Below are 22,775 nucleotides of genomic sequence, written 5' to 3'. Positions count from 1 at the left end.
GAGGAAAACAAACATGCTGCTGGTCGAACTGAAGCCCCTCGTGGGCCGCCTCAACGGCTTCTGCAAACAGGCGCTGGAAGACGGCGTCGGGTTGTGCGTGTCGCGCGGACATTACGAAATCACGGTCGAGCATGTGCTCGTCAAACTGTTCGACGAGCAGCAGGCCGATATCGCGCTGCTGTTGCGTCAGCACGATGTCGACGCGGCGCTCGTGCGGCGCGCAATCAATCTCTCGCTGGAACAGATGAAGACCGGCAACGCGGGACGTCCCGCGTTCTCGCCGCTGCTGCTCGAAATGTTGCAGGACGCGTGGCTGATTGCATCGGTGGATCTGCAGGAGCCGCGTATCCGTTCGGGCGCGGTGCTGCTCGCGTTCCTCGCGCGTCCGACCTACTACGCCACCGGCGACTATGCCGCGCCGCTGCGCGCGTTGAATCGTGAAACGCTGATGCGTTCGTTCGATGCCGTCTGCGGCGCCTCCGTCGAGGCAGGCACGCGCGACACGCTCGGCGAGAGCACGGGCGATGCGTCCGCGCCCGCGAACGGCGACGGCAGCGCAATTGCACGCTTCTGCGAAAACTTCACGGAGAAGGCGCGCGCCGGCAAGCTCGATCCGGTGTTCGGCCGCGATGCCGAGATTCGCCAGATGGTCGATATCCTCGCGCGCCGCCGCAAGAACAACCCGATCTGCGTCGGCGATCCCGGTGTCGGCAAGACGGCGGTGGTCGAAGGACTGGCGCTGCGCGTGGTGGAGGGCGACGTGCCCGATTCGCTCAGGGACGTGACCATCATCGGTCTCGATATGGGCCTGTTGCAGGCGGGCGCGAGCGTGAAGGGCGAGTTCGAGAATCGCCTCAAGGGCGTGATCACGGAAGTGAAGGCATCGGCGAAACCGATCATTCTGTTCATCGACGAAGCGCATACGCTGATCGGCGCAGGCGGTCAGGCGGGCACGTCGGACGCGGCCAATCTGCTCAAGCCCGCACTCGCGCGCGGCGAGTTGCGCACCATCGCCGCGACGACGTGGGCCGAATACAAGAAGTACTTCGAAAAAGACGCGGCTCTTGCGCGCCGCTTCCAGCTCGTCAAGCTCGACGAGCCGGATGTCGCGACCGCAACGCTGATCCTGCGCGGCCTGAAAGAGAAGTACGAGGACGTGCACAAGGTCGTGCTGCGCGATGACGCTATCGTCGCGGCGGCCGAATTGTCGAGCCGCTACATCATGGGCCGTCAGCTGCCGGACAAGGCGGTCGATCTGCTCGACACCGCCTGCGCGCGCGTGAAGGTGCTGCAAAGCGCGAAGCCGGACGTGCTGGAAAATACCGAACGCCGCATGCAGGCTTTGCAGCGCGAGAAGAACGGCCTGCAACGCGATGCCGATAATCAGCAGCCCGTGGACCTCGAACGTCTCGGCGCGATCGATGGCGAACTCGCGACGCTCACCACGCAGGCCGACTCGCTGCGCGCGGTGTGGGAGCAGCAGCGCGAAGCCGCGCGCGCCTTGCTCGATGCACGCGCCGCCCGCCATGAAGCCAAGGCGTCGGGCGCCTCGGACGATACCTTGCAGACGCTCGCGCACAACATCACCTCGGCGAGCGAAGCCTTCAAGGCCGCGCAGGGCACGCAGCCGCTCGTGCATATCGACGTCGATCCGGATGTGGTCGCGCGCGTGATCTCGGACTGGACCGGCATTCCGGTCGGCAAGATGCTGCGCGATCAGGCGCAGAGCGTGATGCGCATGGCCGACACGCTGAAGGAGCGCATTCGCGGCCAGGACCACGCGATGGAGCAGATCGCCGAAGTGCTGAAGACCGCCAAGTCGGGCCTGAAAGACCCTGAGCAGCCGATGGGCGTGTTCCTGCTCGCGGGACCGTCGGGCGTCGGCAAGACGGAGACGGCGCTGTCGGTCGCGGACATCCTGTTCGGCGACGAGAAATCGACCACCGTCATCAACATGAGCGAGTTCCAGGAGAAGCACAACGTCAGCCGGCTGATCGGCTCGCCGCCGGGCTATGTCGGCTATGGCGAAGGCGGCGTGCTGACCGAGGCGGTGCGGCAGCGTCCGTACTCCGTCGTGCTGCTCGACGAAGTCGAGAAGGCGCACCTCGACGTGATGAACCTGTTCTATCAGGTGTTCGACAAGGGCATGCTCTCGGACGGCGAGGGCAAGGAGATCGACTTCTCGAACACGGTGATCTTCCTCACGTCGAATCTCGCGACCGATGTCATCACCGAAATGACGGCGGGCGAAGACAAGCCGGATGCCGCAACCCTGCTCTCCGCAGTGCGCCCGATTCTCTCGAACCACTTCAAGCCCGCGTTGCTCGCGCGCATGACGGTGATTCCGTATTTCGCGCTCGCGACCGATGCGCTGGCCGGCATCGTGCGCCTCAAGCTCGACAAGATCGTGCGCCGCATCGCGCACAACAACAAGATGCGCTTCACCTACAGCGACGCAGTCGTCGCGCAGATCGCCGCGCGCTGCACCGAGGTCGAGACGGGCGCGCGCAACATCGACTTCATTCTGCGCGGCACGATCTTGCCGATGATGTCGCAGGAAATTCTCACGCGCATGGGCGGCGAGACGCCGCTTTCGGGCGTCGAACTCGATGTCGATGAAAGCGGGGAATTCGTCGTGCGCATCGTCGACTGACGACGGTTACATCCGTAACGCTGCCGCCGCGAATTGCAACACGGCGGTAGCGGCGGACAGAGAGACTGATGTACAGGCGAGAACGAACGATGCGGAACAGGACGAGGCGAGGAATGAACGCGAAGCGCGCGCAAGCTTGGATGATCGGCGGGACGGGCCGTGCAGTCGCCCGCCGCACGCGGAGGGATGCATGACGCCGGAGCAACTCAAGGACGCGCTGGCTCATCACCCGCATATCGCCGATGCGGACCTGAGCGGCATCGATCTCTCAGGCCACGATTTGTCCGGCAGACGCTTCACGAACGTGTCGCTGTCCGGCGCGAACTTGTCGGGCGCGAGGCTTGCCGGAGCGGATTTTCAGAAGGTCGATCTGTCGGGCGCGAACCTGGCTCGCGCGCAAGCTGCGGGCGCGACGTTCACGCGGGTCGATCTGCGCGGCGCGCGTGCTCAGGAAGCGGACTTCTCGGGCGCGCATTTCAACGCTTGCGACTGCACCGGCGGCACGTTCGCCGTCGCGCAATTCGGCCGCGCCGATGCGTACGGATGCGTGTTCGCCGGGGCCGACTTCTCGCAGGCCATGCTGTTTCGCTGGACCGCGATGAACGCCGATCTCGCCAGCGCGAAGCTGGCCGGCGCGTCGTTGCGCAATGCTTATCTGAAGGGCGCGAATCTGCAGGGACAGGACCTGCGCAGTTGCGACCTGACCATGACGATACTCGATGCCGCGCAGCTTCAGGGCGTGAACCTCGGCGGGCTCGCGCTGGATCGCACGAGCTTTGTCGAAGCGCGGCTCGATGGCGCCAATCTGGCCGGCGTGAAAGGTCAGTACACGGCGCTGCTCGGCGCGCAGCTCGAGCAGGCCGACTTGCAGGACGCGCGCTTCGACATGTCGGATGCGAGCGACGCGGATTTTTCGGCAGTGCGCGCCGATGGCGTGCACTGGGATCGTTCGGTCTTGACGAAGACGCGCTGGCAGCGTGCATCGCTCAAGGCGGCGCGCTTCGTCTACTGCGATCTGTCGCATGCGGACCTGTCCGGCGCGGACGGCTCCCGCGCGGACCTGAGCGGTTCGAACGGGCATGCGCTGAAGCAGGAGAACACGCGCTGGGACGGCGCGAACCTGAGCGGCATGCGTCCCACGGACGACCTGCTGCTGCAGGCCGAACAGTGGCGCGCGGCATGACATGCCCGGCTTGGACGACGAACTACACAGCACTCGATAGGTGGAGCGGATCATGAAGCACAACAACCTGGTTCCGATGATGCGGCCCGGCAACGAGCAAGCGGCCGGTCTCGTGTATGCGACCGTGACCGGACGCGCGGGCCAGTGGTACTTCCTGAGCGCGGCGGATGGCTCGGTGGAGCGCGCGCTGCGTGCCGACAGTTGCCTCGTCGGGCCGGATTGCGGCGACACCGTGCTGGTCTGCCGCGCGGGCGCCAACGTGGCGGCCTATGTGCTGGCCGTGCTGGCGCGCGCGGTGCCGGACAGCGCCGAGTTGCTGCTGCCGGGCGGCGTGGCGCTGCACGCGGAGCAGGGCGGGTTGCGGATCGACGCCGCGCGCATCCGCATGAACGCCACCGGCGAAGTGGCCATCGGTGCGCCGCGTGTGGCGGTCGAAGGCGTGATCGGCGATATGGCCTTCGACCGGATGAACGTATCGATTCGCGAGACGCAGGCGCGCCTGGGCATCGTGCGTACGGTCGCGCAGCAGGTCACATCGACCGTGGAGCGGCTCGTGCAGAAGGCGCGCACGAGCTTCCGCTGGACCGAAGACATCGACGAAACCCGTGCGGGCAGGGTGCGGATGCAGGTCGAAGAGCAGGTGCATATCACCGCGCAGCACGCGAGCCTGCTGGCCAAAGGCCATGTGCGTATCGACGGCGAAAAGATCGATCTGGGCTAGGAGAAAAAACATGTTCGCAGTCACGAAACAAGCCGGGCAGTGCATGGGCGCGCCCGATGTCTGCAAAACGCCGGCTCCACCCGCACCGCCCGTGCCGATCCCGTACCCGAATATCGGCATGCCGATGCTCGGCAATCCCGCCACCACGAAGGTGATGATCAGCGGCATGCCGGCGTTGACGACCGCTTCGCAAATCTCCATGAGCGACGGCGATCAGGCCGGCGTGGCGGGCGGCATCGTATCGAACCAGGTGATGGGGCCGGTCGCGTTTCCGCTCGGCAGCGTGTGCGTGATGCTCGAAGGCGCGCCGGCGGTGCGGCTCGGCGACATGACGCAGCACAACGAAGGAAATATCGTCGGCGCGGTGGTCGCGCCCAGTCAGGCGGTCGTCATGGTCATGAGCTAGGGCCTGCTCGCACGAATCACCGCACTGGACCCCGTTTTGAGGAAAGCATTGTGAATGCACTGTCTGACAACGTACTCGCGAACCGGCGCTTCGATTTCCGATCCGCCGCGCATGATGCCGGCAAATTCGCCGTCGTCGAGATGGAAGGCTTCGAGGCGATCTCGCAGCCGTTCCGGTTCACGCTGACCCTCGTGTCCGAGGATCCGTCGATCGATTTCGACGCCATGCTCAGGCATCCGGCCACATTCCTGATCTATCCGCCCGACGGCCGGGACAGCGTGCCGTATCACGGCGTGCTGGCCGAGTTCGACCAGTTGCATCGCGCGGACGGCTACGTGTTTTATCGCGCGGTGCTGGTGCCGCGTCTGTGGCGGCTGTCGCTGTACCGCATCTCCGAGGTCTATCTCGACGAGCTGCCGATTCCCGCCACGCTCGAACGCGTGCTGAAGGGCAGCCAGCTCACGGACAGCGACTACTCCTTCAGACTGAGCGGCGATTTCGAGCGCAACGGCGCTTACCGGCCGCGCAGCTTCGTCTGCCAGTACGAGGAAACGCACCTCGATTTCGTGTCGCGCTGGCTCGAAAACGAGGGCATGTATTACTACTTCGATCACGACGCGGGCGGCCAGTTGATCGTGGTCGACGACCGCATCATGCACGACGCGAACGCGGTGGAGGTCGACTACCGTCCCGACGACGAGATGGACACCGGCGTCTCCGGCCGCTCCGTGCGCGATTTCGTGAGCCGCCAGAAGCCGTTGCCCAAAGAAGTGATCCTGCAGGAGTTCAATCATCGCAAGGCGGCGGTGCCGCTCAAGATTGTCGAAACCGTATCGGACGATGGTCTGGGCCAGGTCATGCTGTACGGCGAAAATTTCCGCGGCGAGCAGGAAGGCCGGCGGTACGCGAAGCTGCGCGCTCAGGCGCTCGTCTGCCAGGGCCGCGTGTTTTCGGGCGAGGCCACGGCGGTCGGTCTGCGCAGCGGCTACTTCGCGCGGCTCGCGGGGCATTACCGTCACGATTTCAACGACACGTATCTGGTCACCGAGATTCATCATCGCGGCACGCAAGCGGGCGCGCTGCTCGCCGGCGTCAAGAGCCCGTACAGCGACGGCGGCGCGAACGGCGAGACGTCGTATCGCAACAGCTTCCGCGCGATTCCCGCGAGCGTGCAGTTCCGGCCGCAGCGCACGACGTCCAAGCCGCGCGTGGCCGGCACCATGACCGCGTTCATCGACAGCGAAGGCTCGGGCCAGTACGCGGAGCTCGACGAATTCGGCCAGTACAAGGTGCAATTGCCGTTCGATCTGACCGACAAGAATCCGAACAAGGGTTCCGCGCGCGTGCGCATGGCGACGCCCTATGCGGGCAGCGACCACGGCATGCATTTTCCGCTGCACAAGGGGGCCGAGGTGCTGCTGTCGTTCACCGACGGCGATCCGGACCGGCCCGTGATCGTCGGCGCGGTGCCGAATTCGGAGAATCCGAGCGTCGTCGAACAGGCGAGCGCGCACGAGAACCGCATCAGCACGGCGGGCGGCAACATGCTGCACATGGGCGACAGCGAGGGCAAGGAGGTCATGTGGCTGCATTCGCCGTTCCATAACAGCACGATCGGCATAGGCTCGATCGATCCGAAGGGCGGCGGCAGCATCTGGAGCAGCACGGCGGGCAACAGCGAGACCGTGACGCTCGGCACCACCAACGCGACCAGCGTGGGCGGCAAGAACACGCTGACGGTCGGCACCGCGACCACGCTGTCGGCGGCCATCAACAACAACGCGACGCTCGGCGCGACGCTGGCGATGTCGGCGGGCATGAGCGTGACGTGGAACGGCGTGTTTGCCGGTCTTCCCAACGCCGCGGCGGTGGGCGCGATCGCGGGGGCGGCGGCGGGCGGCGCGACGCTCGGGACGCTCGGCGCGACCTCGAACAACGGCGGCTCTCCTGTCGCGGACGGTGTCATCGCCGGCACGGCCGGCGCCGCCGCCGGTGGCCTCGCCGGGGGCGTGGCGGGCGCATCCGGCGCGGGCAGCTGGCTGTCGCCTTCGGTGCAGTCCCTGACCATCGACGACTCGACGAGCATCTCGCTGAACCAGAAGCAGAACCAGCGCGCGGTGGACAAGGTCACGCTCTCCGGCGGTCAGTTGCCGATGATCACGGCGACGGTGAACACGGTCAAGACGGGCGTCAAGATCGCGGCCAGCACCGCGTTGGCCGCGCAGGCGGCGCTCGCGATCGCCTCGACTTACAAGGCCTATCAGAGCGACGGCGCGAAGGCCGGCGCCTGGACGCCCGACACGACCGGGCTGCTGACGGCGCAATACGCGCTCGGCGGCGTCGAGGCGCTCGGCGTGTACGGCTTCATGCAGTATGCGGCGCGCTCGCTCGCCACGACCCTGAACACGGAGGCCGCCTACGTGAGCAACGCCACGCTCAACGAAACCGGCATCAATATCGGCATCGGTCCGGTGGGCGTGGGCGCGAAGCTCGCCATGACGACAGCCGATCTCGGCGCGACCGGCCGCGTCGACATGACCGTGGGTCCGGGGGGCTCGCTCGCGACACTCTCGATGGCCGCCACGGGCATCACGATGACCACGCTCGAGAAAATCGGCGCGACGGGCAGCGAGGTATCGGTCACGGGGCTCGTTTCGACCACGGTCAAGGCCCCGGCGGTGACGGTGGAAGCGGCAGGCGATCTGGCGCTCAAGGGTGTCGCGACAGCCAGCCTGAGCGGCGCCACCGTTTCGGTGCGCGGTACGGGCGATGTCGCGATCAACGCAGCGGGCGAGGCGGTTTTGCGGGGCCTGGGACCCGCCACCGTGAGTGGCTCCACGTTACTGTTGTACGCCGACTCGTGGGTCGCCTGCACCGGCAAACTGATCCAGCTGGGCTGACCATGAAAGTCCTGAAACCGCTCGATATGGCGCTGCTCTACCGCGCCTTCCGCTTCGCCCGGCGCGACTCGCTCGCGTTGAGCCTGATGGCGTGCTTCCGTTTCGACGCGCCCGGCGGGACCGATAGTCTCGTGCCCGAGAACGAGACCTGGGCACGGGTCGAGCAGGCGCTCGGCCAGGACGGGATTCTCGACCAGGGCTATCCGAAGCCCGCGGGCGAATATCTCGTCTACGGCGCGGCCTGCGCGCCGCACGGCAGCGAAGTCGAGCAGATGCGCGTGAGCGTGCGCGTGGCCGGGCTCGCGAAGTCGCTGGTGGTGAGCGGCGAGCGCCACTTCGGCATGAGCGGCATGCCGTCGCGGCCGGTGCCGTATACGCGCATGCCGATCACGCCGGCTACCGCGTTCGGCGGCGCGGAGTGGGCGGCGAATCCGTCCGGCAAGGGTTGCGTCGCGCCCGCGCAGGACGGCGGCGTGCAGCAGGCGCTGCCCAATGTCGAATACGAAGCGAAGCGCATGCTGGGCCGCAACGATCGTCCGGACCCGGCGGGCTTCTGGGCGCTCGATTCCATGTCGCCGCAGCGCCGTCAGTACCTCGGCACGTGCGACGAACGCTGGGCCGCGACCGACTGGCCGCATCTTCCCGCCGATACGCGCCAGCAGTTTTTCATGAGCGCGCCGTCCGACCAGTGGCTCGCATCCGGCTATTTCACCGGCGACGAAACCTTCGACATTCAGAACATGGACGCGCGGCGTCCGCTGCTTCAGGGCCGTCTGCCGGGCTTGCGGGCGCGTTGCTTCGTGTACGGTCCGATGCCCGCATCGTCCGCATCGTCCGCATCGTCGGGATCGTCCGGTTCGGTCGTGCGCGAGGTCGAAGCGCGGGCGGATACCGTGTGGCTGTTCCCCGAACTCGGCTGCGGGATCGTGCTGTATCGAGCGATGGCCGCCGTCACCGATTCGGACGCGAGCGACGTCACGCACATGCTGGCCGCATGGGAAACGCTGACGTCGGCGCCGTTGCCGTTCGAGCATTACCGCGACCAGTTGCTCGACAGCCTGCGCAAGGCAGCCGACGCAACGCCCGCCGAGTCGGCGCCGCCGCCTGTCGCGCCGGCCGCGGCCGCGCTCGTGCCCGAGATGCCCGCCGCGCCCATTCCGGCGGAAGCGGCCCAGGAACTGGCTCAGGTCCAGTCGATGACCGCCGACCTGAACCGTCAGACCGACGCGTTCATGAGCCAGCACGGCCTGACCGCCAAAGACCTCGAACCGTTCCTGAAGTTCGAGGAGCCGCCCGCTCCCGTGAGCCTCGCCGAAGTCGAACGCATGACCGCGGCGCAGAACGCGCGCACGCAGGCGTTCATGCAGACGCACGGCTTGAGCGACGCCGATCTGGCGCCGTTCCTGAAGGCCGCCGATCCGGGACCGGAGGCGAGTCTCGCCGACCTTCCCGCGATGGCGGCGAAGATGCAGGACGCCACGCGCGAGATGCTGCAAAAGGCGGGCATGACCGAAGCCGAAGTGTCCGGCTGGCTGGCGGCCAATCCGGCCACCGCCAGCCTCGCGGCGTTGCCGCAGCCCGGCACGCCGCTTCCCGCCGTCGATCCGGCCGCGCTCGCTGCGCTGGCGACGCTGCCGAAAACGCCCGGCCTGCCGCCCGCGCCGGAGTTGGCCGCGCCGCCGTTGCCGGCACCGGCGTCGCCCACGGCGCAACTGACGCGCGAGCAGGTGGTCGCGCGGCACGCGGCACGCGAGAGCCTCGCCGGCTACGACTTGTCCGGCGTCGATCTGTCCGCACTCGATTTGTCCGGTGCGGACTTTTCGTCGGCGCTGCTCGAAAAGACTTCGTTTGCCAAGAGCACGCTGCAGGCCGCGAAGTTCACGCAGGCGTTGCTCAAGGAGACCGATTTCAGCGGCGCGGATTTGCAGCGTGCCGAACTCGTCGATACGAGCGGCGGCAGCGGGAAGTTCGCCGACGCCGACTTGCGCGCCGCGAAACTGACGGGCGGCGATTTCTCGAAGGCCGATTTCGGCGCCGCGCGGCTCGGCGAAGCACGGCTCGACCGCGCGCTGTTCAGCCAGGCGAAGATGGCCGGCGTCGATGCATCGGCATGTCATGCGCACGAGACCCAGTTCGATGCCGCCGACCTGACGGGCGCGAATTTCCGCGGTGCATCGCTGGATCGCGCGACTTTCCGCGAGAGCGCGCTCGGCGGCGTCAATTTCGAAAACGCCGCGTGCGAGCACGTGGTTTTTCACGGCGCGCAGGCGCAGAAGGCGGTATTTACCGGCGCGAACCTCGCCGCGTCGCGGGCGCAGTCGGCGTGTTTCGACGGTGCGCAGTTTGCCGGCGCCAACCTCGGCCGCGCGAACTGGCAGGGCACGCAACTGCGCGGCGCGAACTTCGCGGGCGCGTTGCTCGACCACGCCGATTTCAGCGGTGCGCAGGCGGTGACGGCAACGTTCCGGCGCGCTTCCGCACAGGGCGCGAAGTTCGCGAAGGCCGACCTGAGCGGCGCGGATCTGAGCGCGGTCAATCTGTTCAAGGGCTCGCTGCGCAAGGCAAAGATCGACGGCACGCTGCTCACGCACGCCAATCTGTATGGCGTCAATTTCGACGAAACACAGCCGACCCTGGCCGCCGTCGAAGGCTCGAACATCGAGCGCACGATACTCAAATTCCGGCCACCGGTCGTCTAACAGGGAAAGGATGTTGGGATGAGCACCAAAACCGTCTGGATCACGGCGTTCGACAAGGAGCAGGACGGCGCCCGCGTCGGCCTGCTATCGGGGCTTCTGAAACGCTACGGGTTGTCGACTCAGGGAAGCTTCTGGGTCGATGAACCCGACAAGCTCGCATGGCGCGCCGGGCTCGATGCGCTGAACGCGGCGCGCGCCGATCTCTGGCTGATTCTCGCGAACCCGGACGCGCTCGCGAAGCCGTCGATCCGCTACGGCCTGTCGCTGTTCGCGGCGAGTCTGCGCGAGGCGCGCGGCGCGGGCTTTCCGATGGTGCTGTCGGGCGCGGCGGGCGTCGAGAGCATGCCGGCGCTGCTGGGCGGCGCGACGGTGCTGGTCGAGAACCATCCGTCGTGGCCGGCGAAGATCGTCGCGCGGGCGAATCTCGCAAAGGCGGGCGAGCCGCAGGATTACCGCTTCGAGGTGGTCGGCGAGGAGCAGCTCGGGCAATGGTTCGCCATCGGGCCGCGCGAGGGCCACTGGGACGGCGTGGTGTTCGGCGTGCACGGCGGTGTCAAGGGCGGTGACAAGGGCAGTGACAAGGGAAGTGAAGCGAAGATCGATTTTCAGGCGATCGGCCCGCGCGGCAAGCTGCCGGAAAAGACCGTGCTCGAATACGCGCAGGAAGGCCTGACGCTCCAGGTCGGCGAGCGCGAGTTCGGCGCCTGGGCGGTGCGCAACCGTCTCGGCCCCGACGACATGTACTACGCCCGCGTGAGAGGCGCGCCCGAATCCGTGCTCTTCATGCCCTACACCGACGACAGCGAAGCGAGCGCGACCATCCTTCACCTGCGCTGAAACGCCCGCCGATGCAGACGCCGAATAACGCAGGAAATCGGCCCTTGTTCGCGGCATGCACGCGGTCCGTTTTTCTACAGAATGGCATCACGGCAAATTGAAGGGGCACCGGCAATGGTAGGGGCGACAGCAGAGAGCAGTGCCGCGCGGGCAGGCGCGCGCACACGCCTGATTCGGCAACTGATCGGACTGACGTGCGTCGCGCTCGGGCTGGGGCTCGGGCTCGGCGCATGCAGCAGCGCGCCGCCGAAAGACCCGCTCGCCGACGTCAACTGGAGCTACGCCACCGACGCCGTGGTGTTTGAAATCGTCGCCGATCCGGGTCTCAACCAGTACGACGGCCAGTCGCACACGCTGCTGCTCGGCGTCTACGAAACCGCGGATGCGCAAGCCTTCCGCAATCTCGCCGCCGACCCGAACGCACTCGCCGAGACCATGGCGACCGGCAAGGTGCCGCAGACCTTCGCGCAGTTTTCCCGCTATGTCGTGACGCCCGGTCAACATTCGTATCTGATCCTCGATCGCGCGCAGAACACCCGGTCGATCGGTCTGGTCGCGGGCTACGCGCAGTTCGGCGTGGTCAACGCGGCGCGCCAGTTCGACGTGCCGGTGATCACGCAAACCTCGGGCTTCATCTTTCGCACGCACACCAAGTTGCCCGGCCCGCTCGTCGTGCGGCTGAATCTGGGCGCGCAGGGCATTCTGAACGCCGCCGTGCAGCCCGGCGCACTGGATGCCGCGACCATCGCGCGCGCGCAGCAACTCGAAGGCGGCGGCAAGGAAATTCGCCTGAGCGGCAATGGCGATACCGGCGCGCCTGCGGGCGCGAACGGCGTCGTCGGGACCGCCAGCACGCAGGACACGCCCTTACGCAAGCTCAGCAACTAGCACATCGAACTCCATCGTATGGACCATAACAAGGGCATCTACTGGTATCAGGGCATGTTCATGCAGCCCCAGCATTTTCAGCTGGCGTCGCTGCACGAACAGTTCCGCAACAAGCCTGTCTTCGAGACGGGTTTGCCGCATTTCTGGGGCGCGGGCGCACTCGATATCGCGACGGGCGCGATCGCCAGTCAGACCATCGAAGTGCGTTCGGCGCGGCTGATCTTTCCGGATCGCACCTACGTTGAATATCCGGGCAATGCCGTGCTCGCGCCGCGTTCGTTCGATGCCGCCTCGATCGGCGAAGGCCGCGCGCTGACCGTCTATCTCGGCGTGCGCAAGTTCGCGGCCGAGGGCAACAACGTGACCCTGTGCGATTCCGCCGATGCCGCCGCCGGCGTGCAGACGCGCTTCGCGAGTCTCGAACAGGCCGCCGACGTGCCCGATCTGCACTCGAACGGTCCGGCCGCGCCCGTGCACACGCTCCTGCATGTGCTCAAGATCTTCTTCGAAGGCGAGACCGCCAACCTCGGCCAGTACGACCTGATTCCGATTGCGCAACTCGCGCGCATCGGCGACACCGTGACGCTGTCGGAGCGCTTCATCGCGCCGGGCTACGCGCTGTCGGGATCGGACACGTTGCTGCGTATCGTGCGCGAGATTCGCGACGATGTAGTCGGCCGCGCGCATCATCTGCAGGAGTTCAAGAATCCGCGCGAGCTGCAAAAAGCGGAGTTCGATCCCGGCTACATGACGCTGCTGCTCGCCATGCGCACGCTGTCGCGCGCCGCGCCCCGGCTCGTGCATCTGACGCAGACGCCGAACGTGCATCCGTGGCACGTCTACGGCGAACTGCGCAGTCTGGTCGGCGAACTGAGCGCGTTCTCGGAGCGTTTCGACATGCTGGGCGACGCGCAGGACGGCACGCCCGGCCTGCCTCCGTACGATCACACCGATCTCTGGAACTGCTTCTCGCGCGCGCAGGCGCTGATCGGCTTTTTGCTGGGCGAAATCGCCATCGGGCCGGAGCATCTCGCGGTGCTGGAGTATCGCGACGGCATGTATGCGGGCGACTTGCCGCGCGCCTTCTTCGACCGGCGCAACCGCTTTTATCTCGTGCTGCGCACGGATCAGCAGCCGCCCGCGCACGTGGTCGACGGCGCGCTGCACGACGCGCGTCTCGCCAATGCCGCCGATGTCACGCGGCTGGTCGCGCATGCGCTTCCCGGACTGGAGCTGATTCATTTGCCGAACGCGCCGCAGGGCATGCCGCGACGCGCGTCGTCGAACTATTTCCGCATCGAGCAAGTGAGCGAGTTGTGGGACGCGGTCGAGCGCGACGAGAATATCGCGTTGCAATGGCCGGACGCGCCGCAGGATCTGCGCGCGGAAATCGTCGTGCTGCGGAGATAGCATGACCCTCGCCGATCATCTGATTCCGCTTTTCGCGCAAGTCCGCGCGTTCTCGCAGTCGCCCTCGGGCGATGCCGCGAGCCTCACCGTTACGCTCGATGCCGCCATCGCCGCGGCCCGGCTGCGCGCGCACGACGCGGGCGCGTCGCAGGCCGATATCGACGAGGCGCTGTTCGCCTTCAGCGCCTGGGCCGACGAACTGCTGCTCACCACGCGCTGGGACGGCGCGGCGCAATGGCAGCGTCATCTGCTGCAACGCCGTTATTCGAACGTGAGCAATGCGGGCGTGCTGTTCTACGAGCGCCTCGCGCAACTGACGCCTGCGCAGTTGCCGGTGCGCGAAGTGTTCTTCCTGTGTCTCGCGCTCGGCTTCGGCGGACGCTATGCGTACGACCGCAATCAGAAGACGCTCACCGACATCCGCCGCTCCAATCTCGCGATGCTGCTGCCCGACGCCGAGCAACTCGGCGCGTCGGCGCGCGCGTTCCTGTTTCCCGACGGCTATAACGTCGCCGGCGATGAAGCTCCGGCGCAACGACGCACCGTGCGCACCCGTCTCGCCACGCGCTTTTCGCGCGGCAAGATCGCGGCCATCCTGTTACCGCTGTTTCTGCTGGCGCTGCTGTACGGCGTGTATCACACCGTCGTCGCGCAGTCAGTCGACTTGCTTGTGGCGCAGATCCATCTATGAAAACGCTGGGCATCGCATTGCTGTGGCTGTTGACGCTGGTCGTGACGGCACTGATCAGCTGGGGCGTCGTGCTGTATTTCGGCTGGCCCCTGTGGGTCGCGCTGGCGCTGCTTGCCGGCGTGTTCGCGCTGTTCTTCTTTGGCCTGTTCGCGCGCCGCATGTTCGTGATGATGCGCTCGCGCAGCCGCCTCGCGCGGCAGACCCGCGCGCTGCGCATCGACGTGCCGGCCGAGTCGCCGGAAACGCTGTTGCGGCGCAAGTGGAAGACGGCGATCGCCACGCTGCGCCAGTCGAATCTGCGCAGCCAGGGCGATCCGCTCTATGCGTTGCCGTGGTTCATGGTGGTCGGGCAGTCGGGCACCGGCAAGACCACGGCGCTCACGCGCGCACGGCTTTCGTCGCCGATTCAGAAGATCAGCCAGCAGGCCGGCATCGGCCAGACGGCCAACTGCGACTGGTGGTATTTCGACCGCGCCGTGGTAATCGATTGCGCCGGGCGTTATGTGCAATCGGAAGATATCGAGCAGGACCGGCGCGAGTGGGAACTCGGGCTCGATCTCCTCGGGCGTTACCGGCCGCGCGAAGGTCTCGACGGCCTCGTGCTCGCGGTCAGCGCGGACCGGCTGATGGCGCCGGACGCGGATACCTTCGCCGATGAAGGACGCATCGTGCGGGCGCGCATCGAACAGTTGATCCGCATGTTCGGCAAGCGCTTTCCGGTGTATGTGCTGGTCACCAAGTGCGACCGCCTGTACGGCTTCGAGGAATGGGCGAAGACGCTGCCCGCCGATGCGCTCGGCCAGGCCATGGGCTATCTCGCGGAAGAGAGCGAGACGAGTCAGTCGGGCGAAAGCGCGTTCGTCGCGCGCGCGTTCGATTCGATCGGCGCGCGTTTGCAGGCGCTGCGGCTGGCGCTGGTGTCGCGCGAGGCGCAGCCGTCGGCCGAACTGCTGATGTTCCCGAACGAACTGGCGCAGTTGCGCGGCGGCCTGACGATGTTCCTCGGCAGTTGTCTCGCCGACAGCCCGTATCTCGAACGGCCGCTGTTGCGCGGCATCTTCTTTTCCAGCGGCCAGCAGGAAGGCGGCGCGATGTCCGCGCTGATGGGCTCGCTGCTGCCCGCCTCGCCGCCGCATGCGAGCAACACGGCGGGCGTGTTCTTGCACGACTTCTTCGGCCGCATCCTGCCGCAAGACCGTCATGCCGCGAAGTCGACGGTGCTCGTGCATCACTGGCGGCGCGTCACGCAGAGCGTGGGCATCGTCGCGTGGGTGTTGTTGCTGGCGATGCTCGGCATTCTGTTGTCGGTGTCCTTCGCGGGCAACAAGCAGACGCTCGACATGGTGCGCAGCGCGCGGCCCGATCAGGTGGCGCTCAACGGCAACCTGTTCCACGATGCCGCCGCGCTCACGTATTCCAACGACGTGCTGATGCAGGTCGCGCAGAACGACCGGCGCTGGATGTCGGGCTTGCTCGGCAACGGCGCGGGACTCGCCGCGCTCGAAGCCCGTCTGCATGAAGTGTTCGTGCAGCAATTCCGGCAAGCGATTCAACCGGCCGCCGACCAGACTCAGCAGATGGCGCTGATCTCGGCGGCGCAGACGGGCCAATCTGTCGAACAGGCGCGGCAACTGTTGAATCTCGCGCGTTCGATCTCGCTCTTGCAGGCGCGCCTCGACGGCGCCGGCCGCGCGACGCTCGACGCGATGCCGCAGCCCGTCGCCACGCCGCTCTATCCCGCGCAACTGAGCGCGCAACTCAACCCGCTCACGATTTCCTATCTCGTCTGGTCTCCGGCGGATGCGGCTTATCTGCGCGACCGCCTGAAGGATCAGCGCGCGCTGCTCGATCAGGCCGTCGCCGCCGATCCGCAATTGACCTGGCTCGTCGGACTCGTTCCGGACGACGGCTCGCTCGCGCCGGTACGCGTCGCGGATTTCTGGGGCGGCAGCGTGCAGACCGACATCAACGCGCGCACGGCGAAAGGCAGCGTCACGGGCGCCGGCGCATCGGGCGCGACCGTGGCCGCCGCCTATACCGTCGCGGGCCGTCAGGCGCTCGACGGTCTGGCCAAACAGATTCGCGATTCCGTCAGCGATCCCGCTCAGTTCGACAAACAACGCGTCGCGTTCGACGGCTGGTATCGCACGCAGCGCGTGGCGGCGTGGCAGAACTTCGTCGAAGGATTCACGAGCAGCCCGGTGCCGTATTCGGGCGAAGCGGGCTGGCGTTCGGCGCTGGGCATCGTCAGCGGTCCGGCGAGTCCGTATTTCCGTCTGATCGCGCGGCTCGGCGAGGAGTTCGAAGGCGAACGCGCCGATGCGCCGCTGCCCGGCTGGCTCGTGCTGGCGCGCCAGTTCCAGCAAGTGCGCGAGCAGGCCACGCGCATGGGCGCGGCCAATCAGGCCGTGAAGATGGCGGGCGCGATCAACGCGGTCGGGGCATCGGCGATCAAGGATGTGCTTGCGGGCGCGCCGCAGCGCGGCACCCAGACCGTGGCGAACAACCTCGGTGCCGTCGATGCGACCACGCAGTATCTCGCCGCCCTCAACCAACTCGCGATCGACAGCGGCACGGGCAGCGGCAAGGCTTATCAGCTCGCGGCGGACTATCAGCAGTTCGCGGCAAGCGCGCAGTCGCAGCCGTCCGAGATGATGAACGCGTTGCAGCCGCTCACGCAGTTGCGCGCGCTGATCGGCACCGGCGACGGCTCGGACGCGCTGACGTGGCGTCTGATTCGCGGACCGTTCGATTTCATCGCGGCCTATGTCGAACAGCAGGCATCGTGCGAATTGCAGCGCGGCTGGGAATCGGGCGTGGTGTTTCCGTTGCAGGGCGCGACCGACAAGAGCGCGGCCATCGATCAGTTGTTCGGCGCGAAGGGCGCGGTGTGGGCCTTCGCGGACGGCGCGGCCAAGCCTTTCCTCGTGCGCAACGCGAGCCGTTATGCAATTGTCGATACACAAGGCTTCAGCGTGCCGTTCACGTCGTCGTTCGTGCCGATGCTCAACGGCGCGTATGGACGTCAACTGGCGCAGGCGCAATCGGTCGCACGCAGCGCCGCCGACAAGCAGGCGCAGCAGTTGCAGGCGCAGCGCGCCCAGCTCGATGCGCAGCAGCAGCTCGATCAGCTCGACCGCGCGCTCGCGGCGGCCAAGACGCAGGCCGATGCCGCCCGCGCGCTGTCGGTGCCGCTCACGCTGACGGCCCAGCCCACCAACGTCAACGCCGACGCGCAGGCGAAACCCTACGCGACCATTCTCACGGTGCAGTGCGCGGCGGGCGTGCAGACGCTCAACAACTACAACTTCCCGGTGAGCACCAGCTTCGCGTGGACGGCGGGACAATGCGGCGATGTGCGTCTGCAGATCAAGATCGGCAATCTGACCTTGACGCGCAGTTATGCGGGGCCGCTCGGCGTCGCGGGCTTTTTGAAGGACTTCGCGGACGGCCAGCGCCAGTTCGGTCCCGCCGATTTTCCGGCGAGCGAAACGGCGCTCAGAACGCTCAACGTGCAGTCGCTGACGGTGAGCTTCACGGTGACGGGCGGCGAGCAGGTGATCGATGCGGCGCGCAAGATCGATCAGTACGATGCGCTGCAAAAGACCACCGCGCAGCAGAAGCAGCAGATTCAGGACGCGCAGGCGCAGCGCCAGCAGATGAGCATCGCCGATCAGCTCGCGGCCGTGAATCCGCCGCTGCCGGGCGTGCCGCCGCTGCCGACGATTCCGGCCCTGGCCGGCGTGCCGTCGATCATGCCGGCTGTCGCGAGCAATCCGAATCCGTTGAGCTTGACCGAGCTGGGATTGCCGGCGACCATCGGCATGTGCTGGCGCGGGCAGACTTCGCCGATGCTGATGACCGGCCTTTGACCGACGACTTCGACGCGCGCGATCAGGTGATCAGCCGCACCGCGATGGCAACATTCAGCGGTGCGATGCGCGCCAGCAGCGCCGCCGTTTCCGCCTCGTTCTGATCGTTGCGGCTGAGGATGGCGTAGGCGGCGCGCAGCGCATCGGCGGAAAGATCCGCGTCCCACGACGTCACGCCGTAACGGTCGATTTCCTCCACCAGCGCGCGCGCGAACGCATCGAGCCGCGCGCCCGGCCGATGTTCGAGCAGCAGATCGCACAGCGCCGTGCGCAGCCGCAGCCGCCCGACGACAGCCGCGCTCTTGTCGATGGCGTCCTGCAGGCATTGCGCGGCGGCGGGCAGATCGTTGTCGGCGGCGAGCGCGCGTGCGCGCGACATCACCGCGGCGAGCGGATCGGGTGCGGCCGAAGCGCCTGCATCCGCGCCGGGCGAAGCCAGCGTGCCCAGCCACTGAACGGTGTCGGCATTGGCGAACGGCACGCCGTTGGCGAACTTCAATCGTTCGATGCCGTCCATGCGCGCGACGAACTTCGCGGTCTCGTTGCAGACTTCGCGGCGCGCGGCGCTCCACGTTTCGCCCAGCAGCGCGAGCGACGTCGCGGCGGCGTAGTGGACATCGAGCCAGAACGGATACTGCGCAACCTGCGTTTCGGCGAAGGCGATCACATCGGCGTGCGCCGCGCGCGATTGCAGATTGCGCAGGGCGTCCTGCAATTGCGGGATCGGACCGGGCAGCGGCGTATCGGTGCCGTTGGCGGCCGGCGCGCGCTCGATGCCCGCCCACGCGCCCATGCGACGCAGCCGGAAACCGAGCGCGCTCGACGGCTCGTTCTGCGCGTACCAGGCGCCGATGGCCGCGAGCCGCTCCAGCGCCTCGTCGGTGGCGCGGCTGGCGTTATCGGATGAATCGACGGCGAGCGGCGCAAGTGCCGCGTCCGCGAAGGCGGCGGGAGCGGGCGAGGGCGAGGGCGCCGGTGTTACCGATGCCGCCGCCGCGACCGGTGCCACGGGCGCGATCGATGCAGCAGGCGCAACAGGTTCCGGCGCCGCCACTACCACCGGCGCCGGTTCCGCCACCTGCACCGTGCCGAGCAGCGCGCGCAGCGGCTGCATCGACGGCGCGTCGTCGTCCTTTTCCGCGAGCACGCGATCGATGCCCGCGAGCGCGTCGCGCAGTCCATCGACGAGCGCGGCGTCCTGCGGCGGCCAGCTCGACCAGTCATGCTCCTCGGCATGCGCGCGCACGCGATCGATCAGCCACTGCACGGCGTTGCGCCGCGCCCGCAGCCGCGCAAGCGGCGGATAAAGCTGGTCCCAATGCGTCGCGACGAGTCCTTCGAGCATCTGCGCGCCGTCGTTCAGACCGGCGAGACCGCGCGTGATCAACAACGCGCCGGTCAGATAGCTCGCGACGAGAATGTCCTTGCCCTTGCCCGCGAGCAGCGCGGACGAGAGTCTCACGACCTGTTCCCAGTCGGGCGTGCCGCTCGCGGCCGGATTGGTCAGCTTGGCGATTTCGTTTTGCAGCAACTCGAAATCGGGATCGTCGCGCACGTCGATGCCGCACGGTTGCGCGTCGCTGATGGGTTGCGTACCCAGGCTTTTGATGTCGTTCACGAAGGTCTTTTAGGTCTTTTAGGTCTTTTACCAGCGCTGAAAAGGAAGGGACGCGCTCACGTCCACAAGTGTTCGATGTCGGTATCGAAGATATAGCCCGCGCCGCGCTCGGTGCGCAAGAGCGTGGGCTTTTTCGGGTCGGGCTCGATCTTGCGCCGCAGCCGCAGAATTTGCACGTCGATCGCGCGATCATAGATGTCATCGAAGGCACGCGTACTTTCGAGCAGCTTTTCGCGTGTGATGATGCGGCCCGGCGAGCTGAGAAACGTGACCAGCAGATTGAACTCCGAATTGGTGAGCGGCACCGTCGATGCATCCGCCGCGCTCAGCCGTCGCGTGTTCAGATTGAGCGTCCAGCCCGCGAAACGGTAGGCGTTCGGCAGCTTGCCGCGCGACAGCGGCGCGCTCGACACGCCGCCCGCACGCCGCATTACGGCACGCATGCGCGCGAGCACTTCGCGCAGCGAGAACGGCTTGACGATGTAATCGTCCGCGCCCAGTTCGAGTCCCATCACCAGATCGGCTTCGTCCTTGCGGCCCGTGATGTACATGATCGGCACCTGCGCCTCCTCTCGCCAGCGGCGCGCGAGATCGGTGCCGTCGCCATCGGGCAGGCCGAGATCGAGCAGCACGAGATCGTAACGCTTGGCGGCGAACACGCCGATCGCCTCGTGCGCACTCGCGGCGCCATCGACCTTGTAGCCGTGTCCGCAGAGATATTCGACGAGCAGGGTGCGCATCGAATGGTCGTCGTCGACCACGAGGATGCTTTGATGCGGCGGCAAAGTCATGACGGATCCTTCAGGGCGGATGCGGCGGCGCGCGCGAGCGCCTCGCGATCGAACGGTTTGGACAGCACGGCGCGGCGCGCGGCGTGCACGGCGCGCAGCAAGGCCGGATCGGCGGAGGAGAGGATGAGATGCAGCCTCGGCGCGCAGGCGGCGGCGCGCGCGATAAACGCGTGCGGGTCTGTCGGCAGGCGGTCGAGGTCGGCGAACAGCAACGGACGGTCGTCGTCCATGCTCGCGGCTTCGTCGAGGGCTTCGTCTGCATCGGCGTAACCGAGCGGCTCGAAGCCCGTTTCCGCGAGCCAGTCTTCGCAGCACTCGCGGGCGTCCCGATCGGTATCGATCACGATAATGCGTTCGCCCTGCGCGAACGGCTGCGCTTCGTCGGCAGCGTCGTCCGCCGTGTCCGATGATGCCGGCGCGCTCGACACGAGCGGCAACACGAGACGAAAACGCGTGCCCGCCGCGCTGGTCGAAATGGCCACGCCGCCGCGATGCTCGCACGCGACGCCCGCCACGATCGCCAGTCCCAGCCCCGTGCCGCCGCCGCGTTGGCCCGACCGCGCGCGCGTCGAAAAAAACGGCTCGAACAGATGCGGCAGATGCTCGGCGAGAATGCCCGCGCCGTCATCTTCGACATCGACCCACGCGATTGCGCCGGGCGGTGCGTCACCCACGGCGAACGGCTCGTCCGCCGACCGGGCGCTGCCCACGCGCAACACCACGCGCGAACGCGCGGCGAGACTCGCATTGCTCGCCAGATTCAGGACCGCGCGCACGAGCTGGCCGCCGTGCGCGGCGACCATCAGGCGCGCATCCGCCGGTTCCAGTTCGATAACCACGCCGCCACGGCACAACGGCCGCGCGAGGGCGACGCTCTCTTTCACGACCGACATCAGATCGAGCGTTTCGCGCACGCGATCGCCGCGCCGCGCGGCCAGCAGGATTTCCTCGGTGAGCGCATAGCCGCGCGCCGACGCAACTTGCACTTCGCGCAGCGGCATGCGCGCGGCGGAATCGGCGGCGAGCCTGTCGCGGGCGATTTCGGCATAACCATCGACGGCGGCGAGAATATTCTTGAAGTCGTGCGCGACGCCGCCGGCCAGCAGCCCGAGCGCTTCCATGCGCCGCCCGCGTTCGAGGCGCAGCGCGAGTTGCCGTCGCTCGCGCGCGGCCACGCCGACGAACAGCGTGAGAATGGCGAGCCCCGCCATGTCGATTTGCAGATTGCGCGCGCTCTCGGCGTTTTCGACGTGATACGGGCCGAAGGTCATCAGCGTGAGCGCGACGCCGACCACCGACGCGGTGCCGACCGTCGTCGCGGCGGCGGCGAGTCCGCCGTAAATCGCGGTCGCGGCCAACAGCAGCGAGACGACCACGCGCTGCACTTGCTCCGACACATGCAGCGCCGCCGCCGCGACGAGCAACGCGATCACGGCGGCACTGCACGCCAGCGCGATGCACGATTCGGGGTAACGGGCGGGCGCGGCGCTGTCGGCGGAACGCGCGCGCCATGCGAGCACGGCGGGCGTCAGCACCAGCACCGCGACGCCGTTGCCGACAATCAACGTGCGCCATTCGCGCCACCATCCGTCATGGCTCAGATCGCTGGCGAGCGTGGCGCCGAGCATCGACGTAATGCCGATGGCCGCGAGCGGCAGCAGCAACAGGAAGCGCATCAGCGCGGAAGTCGTGACGATGTTCCCGCGCGCATCGACGAAACGGCGGCCGAGCCACGCGCACAGCGCCACTTCGAGCACATCGAGAACACAGAAGCCCAGATCGCTGCGCCATGACGTCGCGCTGAAATCGCCCGTCGCGGCAATCGCGACGAACACCGCGAGCAGATGAAGCGGCCAGCGGCGCGGCGGCAGCGGCCAGATCATCGCGATGGCGACGGCGGGCGCCGGCCACGCGATGGCGGCGAGCGTGCCCGCGCCGCCCAGATGCGCGACGGGCCGCGCCAGCAGATAACAGAGCAGGCCAAGCAGGACCGGCTCGGCCAGCGCGCGGGCGCGGTTTATCGTGCTTGCTTCGCGCGGGGCGTCGTCCGCGAAAACGTGCCGAAAGGAGTGAGACATGGCGATGAGCGCGCGCAGAACCATTCGC

14 protein-coding genes are annotated in these 22,775 nt (G+C 67.2%); 11 read left to right on the top strand and 3 right to left on the bottom strand.

Annotation, left to right across the window (positions count from 1 at the left end; translation table 11 throughout):
* The first annotated feature begins 13 nt into the window (after positions 1-13).
* The 11 genes from tssH (at position 14) to BRPE64_RS22870 (ending at position 18,260) form a co-directional block, all read left to right on the top strand.
* Positions 14-2,653, top strand: coding sequence for a type VI secretion system ATPase TssH (tssH, locus tag BRPE64_RS22920; protein WP_016347260.1), 2,640 nt, complete (start codon positions 14-16; stop codon positions 2,651-2,653).
* A 190-nt stretch (positions 2,654-2,843) separates the two neighbouring features.
* The gene (locus BRPE64_RS22915; RefSeq protein ID WP_016347259.1) at positions 2,844-3,836 is read left to right on the top strand and encodes a pentapeptide repeat-containing protein; all 993 of its coding nucleotides are present in this window, start codon (positions 2,844-2,846) and stop codon (positions 3,834-3,836) included.
* A 52-nt stretch (positions 3,837-3,888) separates the two neighbouring features.
* Positions 3,889-4,557 (top strand): DUF3540 domain-containing protein, encoded by a 669-nt coding sequence (locus BRPE64_RS22910; RefSeq protein WP_144063502.1) that lies wholly within the window; start codon positions 3,889-3,891, stop codon positions 4,555-4,557.
* Between the two features lie 10 nt (positions 4,558-4,567).
* Positions 4,568-4,963 carry a DUF4150 domain-containing protein gene (locus tag BRPE64_RS22905; RefSeq protein WP_016347257.1) on the top strand — a complete coding sequence of 132 codons (396 nt, stop codon included), beginning with the start codon at positions 4,568-4,570 and terminating at the stop codon, positions 4,961-4,963.
* Between the two features lie 50 nt (positions 4,964-5,013).
* Positions 5,014-7,863, top strand: a complete 2,850-nt coding sequence (locus BRPE64_RS33780; RefSeq protein WP_016347256.1) for a type VI secretion system Vgr family protein — start codon at positions 5,014-5,016, stop codon at positions 7,861-7,863.
* 2 nt (positions 7,864-7,865) lie between these two features.
* Positions 7,866-10,562, top strand: coding sequence for a DUF2169 family type VI secretion system accessory protein (locus BRPE64_RS22895; protein WP_016347255.1), 2,697 nt, complete (start codon positions 7,866-7,868; stop codon positions 10,560-10,562).
* Between the two features lie 18 nt (positions 10,563-10,580).
* Positions 10,581-11,399, top strand: coding sequence for a hypothetical protein (locus BRPE64_RS22890; RefSeq protein WP_016347254.1), 819 nt, complete (start codon positions 10,581-10,583; stop codon positions 11,397-11,399).
* A 114-nt stretch (positions 11,400-11,513) separates the two neighbouring features.
* A complete protein-coding gene (locus BRPE64_RS31975; RefSeq protein ID WP_016347253.1) occupies positions 11,514-12,287 on the top strand; it encodes a type VI secretion lipoprotein TssJ in 774 nt (257 codons plus the stop codon).
* Between the two features lie 18 nt (positions 12,288-12,305).
* Positions 12,306-13,697: a type VI secretion system baseplate subunit TssK gene (tssK, locus tag BRPE64_RS22880; protein WP_016347252.1), complete on the top strand. Its 1,392-nt coding sequence runs from the start codon at positions 12,306-12,308 to the stop codon at positions 13,695-13,697.
* 1 nt (position 13,698) lies between these two features.
* Entirely contained in the window at positions 13,699-14,388 is a 690-nt protein-coding gene (locus tag BRPE64_RS22875) for a DotU family type IV/VI secretion system protein (protein ID WP_016347251.1), read from the top strand.
* Entirely contained in the window at positions 14,385-18,260 is a 3,876-nt protein-coding gene (locus tag BRPE64_RS22870; RefSeq protein ID WP_016347250.1) for a type VI secretion protein IcmF/TssM N-terminal domain-containing protein, read from the top strand. The genes BRPE64_RS22875 and BRPE64_RS22870 overlap by 4 nt, the downstream gene beginning before the upstream one ends.
* 22 nt (positions 18,261-18,282) lie before the next feature.
* Here the strand turns inward: BRPE64_RS22870 and tssA are convergent, their stop codons facing one another.
* Genes tssA through BRPE64_RS22855 form a run of 3 tightly spaced genes read right to left on the bottom strand, consistent with a single transcriptional unit; the run spans position 18,283 to position 22,747 of the window.
* Complete coding sequence (gene tssA, locus BRPE64_RS22865; protein WP_016347249.1) at positions 18,283-19,878, bottom strand: type VI secretion system protein TssA; 1,596 nt, start codon at positions 19,876-19,878, stop codon at positions 18,283-18,285.
* A 56-nt stretch (positions 19,879-19,934) separates the two neighbouring features.
* Positions 19,935-20,669 (bottom strand): response regulator transcription factor, encoded by a 735-nt coding sequence (locus tag BRPE64_RS22860; protein WP_016347248.1) that lies wholly within the window; start codon positions 20,667-20,669, stop codon positions 19,935-19,937.
* A complete protein-coding gene (locus BRPE64_RS22855) occupies positions 20,666-22,747 on the bottom strand; it encodes an ATP-binding protein (protein ID WP_144063500.1) in 2,082 nt (693 codons plus the stop codon). The genes BRPE64_RS22860 and BRPE64_RS22855 overlap by 4 nt, the downstream gene beginning before the upstream one ends.
* Positions 22,748-22,775 lie beyond the last annotated feature (28 nt).

Source organism: Caballeronia insecticola, assembly GCF_000402035.1.
Classification (GTDB): Bacteria; Pseudomonadota; Gammaproteobacteria; order Burkholderiales; family Burkholderiaceae; genus Caballeronia; species Caballeronia insecticola.
This window is presented reverse-complemented; position numbering and strand designations above follow the sequence as displayed.

What these genes read in the sequence shown, in the direction of transcription:
- BRPE64_RS22855 (WP_144063500.1), bottom strand. Translation starts at nt 22,747, where the DNA reads ATGTCTCACTCCTTTCGGCACGTTTTCGCGGACGACGCCCCGCGCGAA.
- tssK (WP_016347252.1), top strand. Translation starts at nt 12,306, where the DNA reads ATGGACCATAACAAGGGCATCTACTGGTATCAGGGCATGTTCATGCAG.
- BRPE64_RS22910 (WP_144063502.1), top strand. Translation starts at nt 3,889, where the DNA reads ATGAAGCACAACAACCTGGTTCCGATGATGCGGCCCGGCAACGAGCAA.
- BRPE64_RS31975 (WP_016347253.1), top strand. Translation starts at nt 11,514, where the DNA reads ATGGTAGGGGCGACAGCAGAGAGCAGTGCCGCGCGGGCAGGCGCGCGC.
- BRPE64_RS22915 (WP_016347259.1), top strand. Translation starts at nt 2,844, where the DNA reads ATGACGCCGGAGCAACTCAAGGACGCGCTGGCTCATCACCCGCATATC.
- BRPE64_RS22890 (WP_016347254.1), top strand. Translation starts at nt 10,581, where the DNA reads ATGAGCACCAAAACCGTCTGGATCACGGCGTTCGACAAGGAGCAGGAC.
- BRPE64_RS22905 (WP_016347257.1), top strand. Translation starts at nt 4,568, where the DNA reads ATGTTCGCAGTCACGAAACAAGCCGGGCAGTGCATGGGCGCGCCCGAT.
- BRPE64_RS22875 (WP_016347251.1), top strand. Translation starts at nt 13,699, where the DNA reads ATGACCCTCGCCGATCATCTGATTCCGCTTTTCGCGCAAGTCCGCGCG.
- BRPE64_RS22895 (WP_016347255.1), top strand. Translation starts at nt 7,866, where the DNA reads ATGAAAGTCCTGAAACCGCTCGATATGGCGCTGCTCTACCGCGCCTTC.
- BRPE64_RS22870 (WP_016347250.1), top strand. Translation starts at nt 14,385, where the DNA reads ATGAAAACGCTGGGCATCGCATTGCTGTGGCTGTTGACGCTGGTCGTG.
- BRPE64_RS22860 (WP_016347248.1), bottom strand. Translation starts at nt 20,669, where the DNA reads ATGACTTTGCCGCCGCATCAAAGCATCCTCGTGGTCGACGACGACCAT.
- tssH (WP_016347260.1), top strand. Translation starts at nt 14, where the DNA reads ATGCTGCTGGTCGAACTGAAGCCCCTCGTGGGCCGCCTCAACGGCTTC.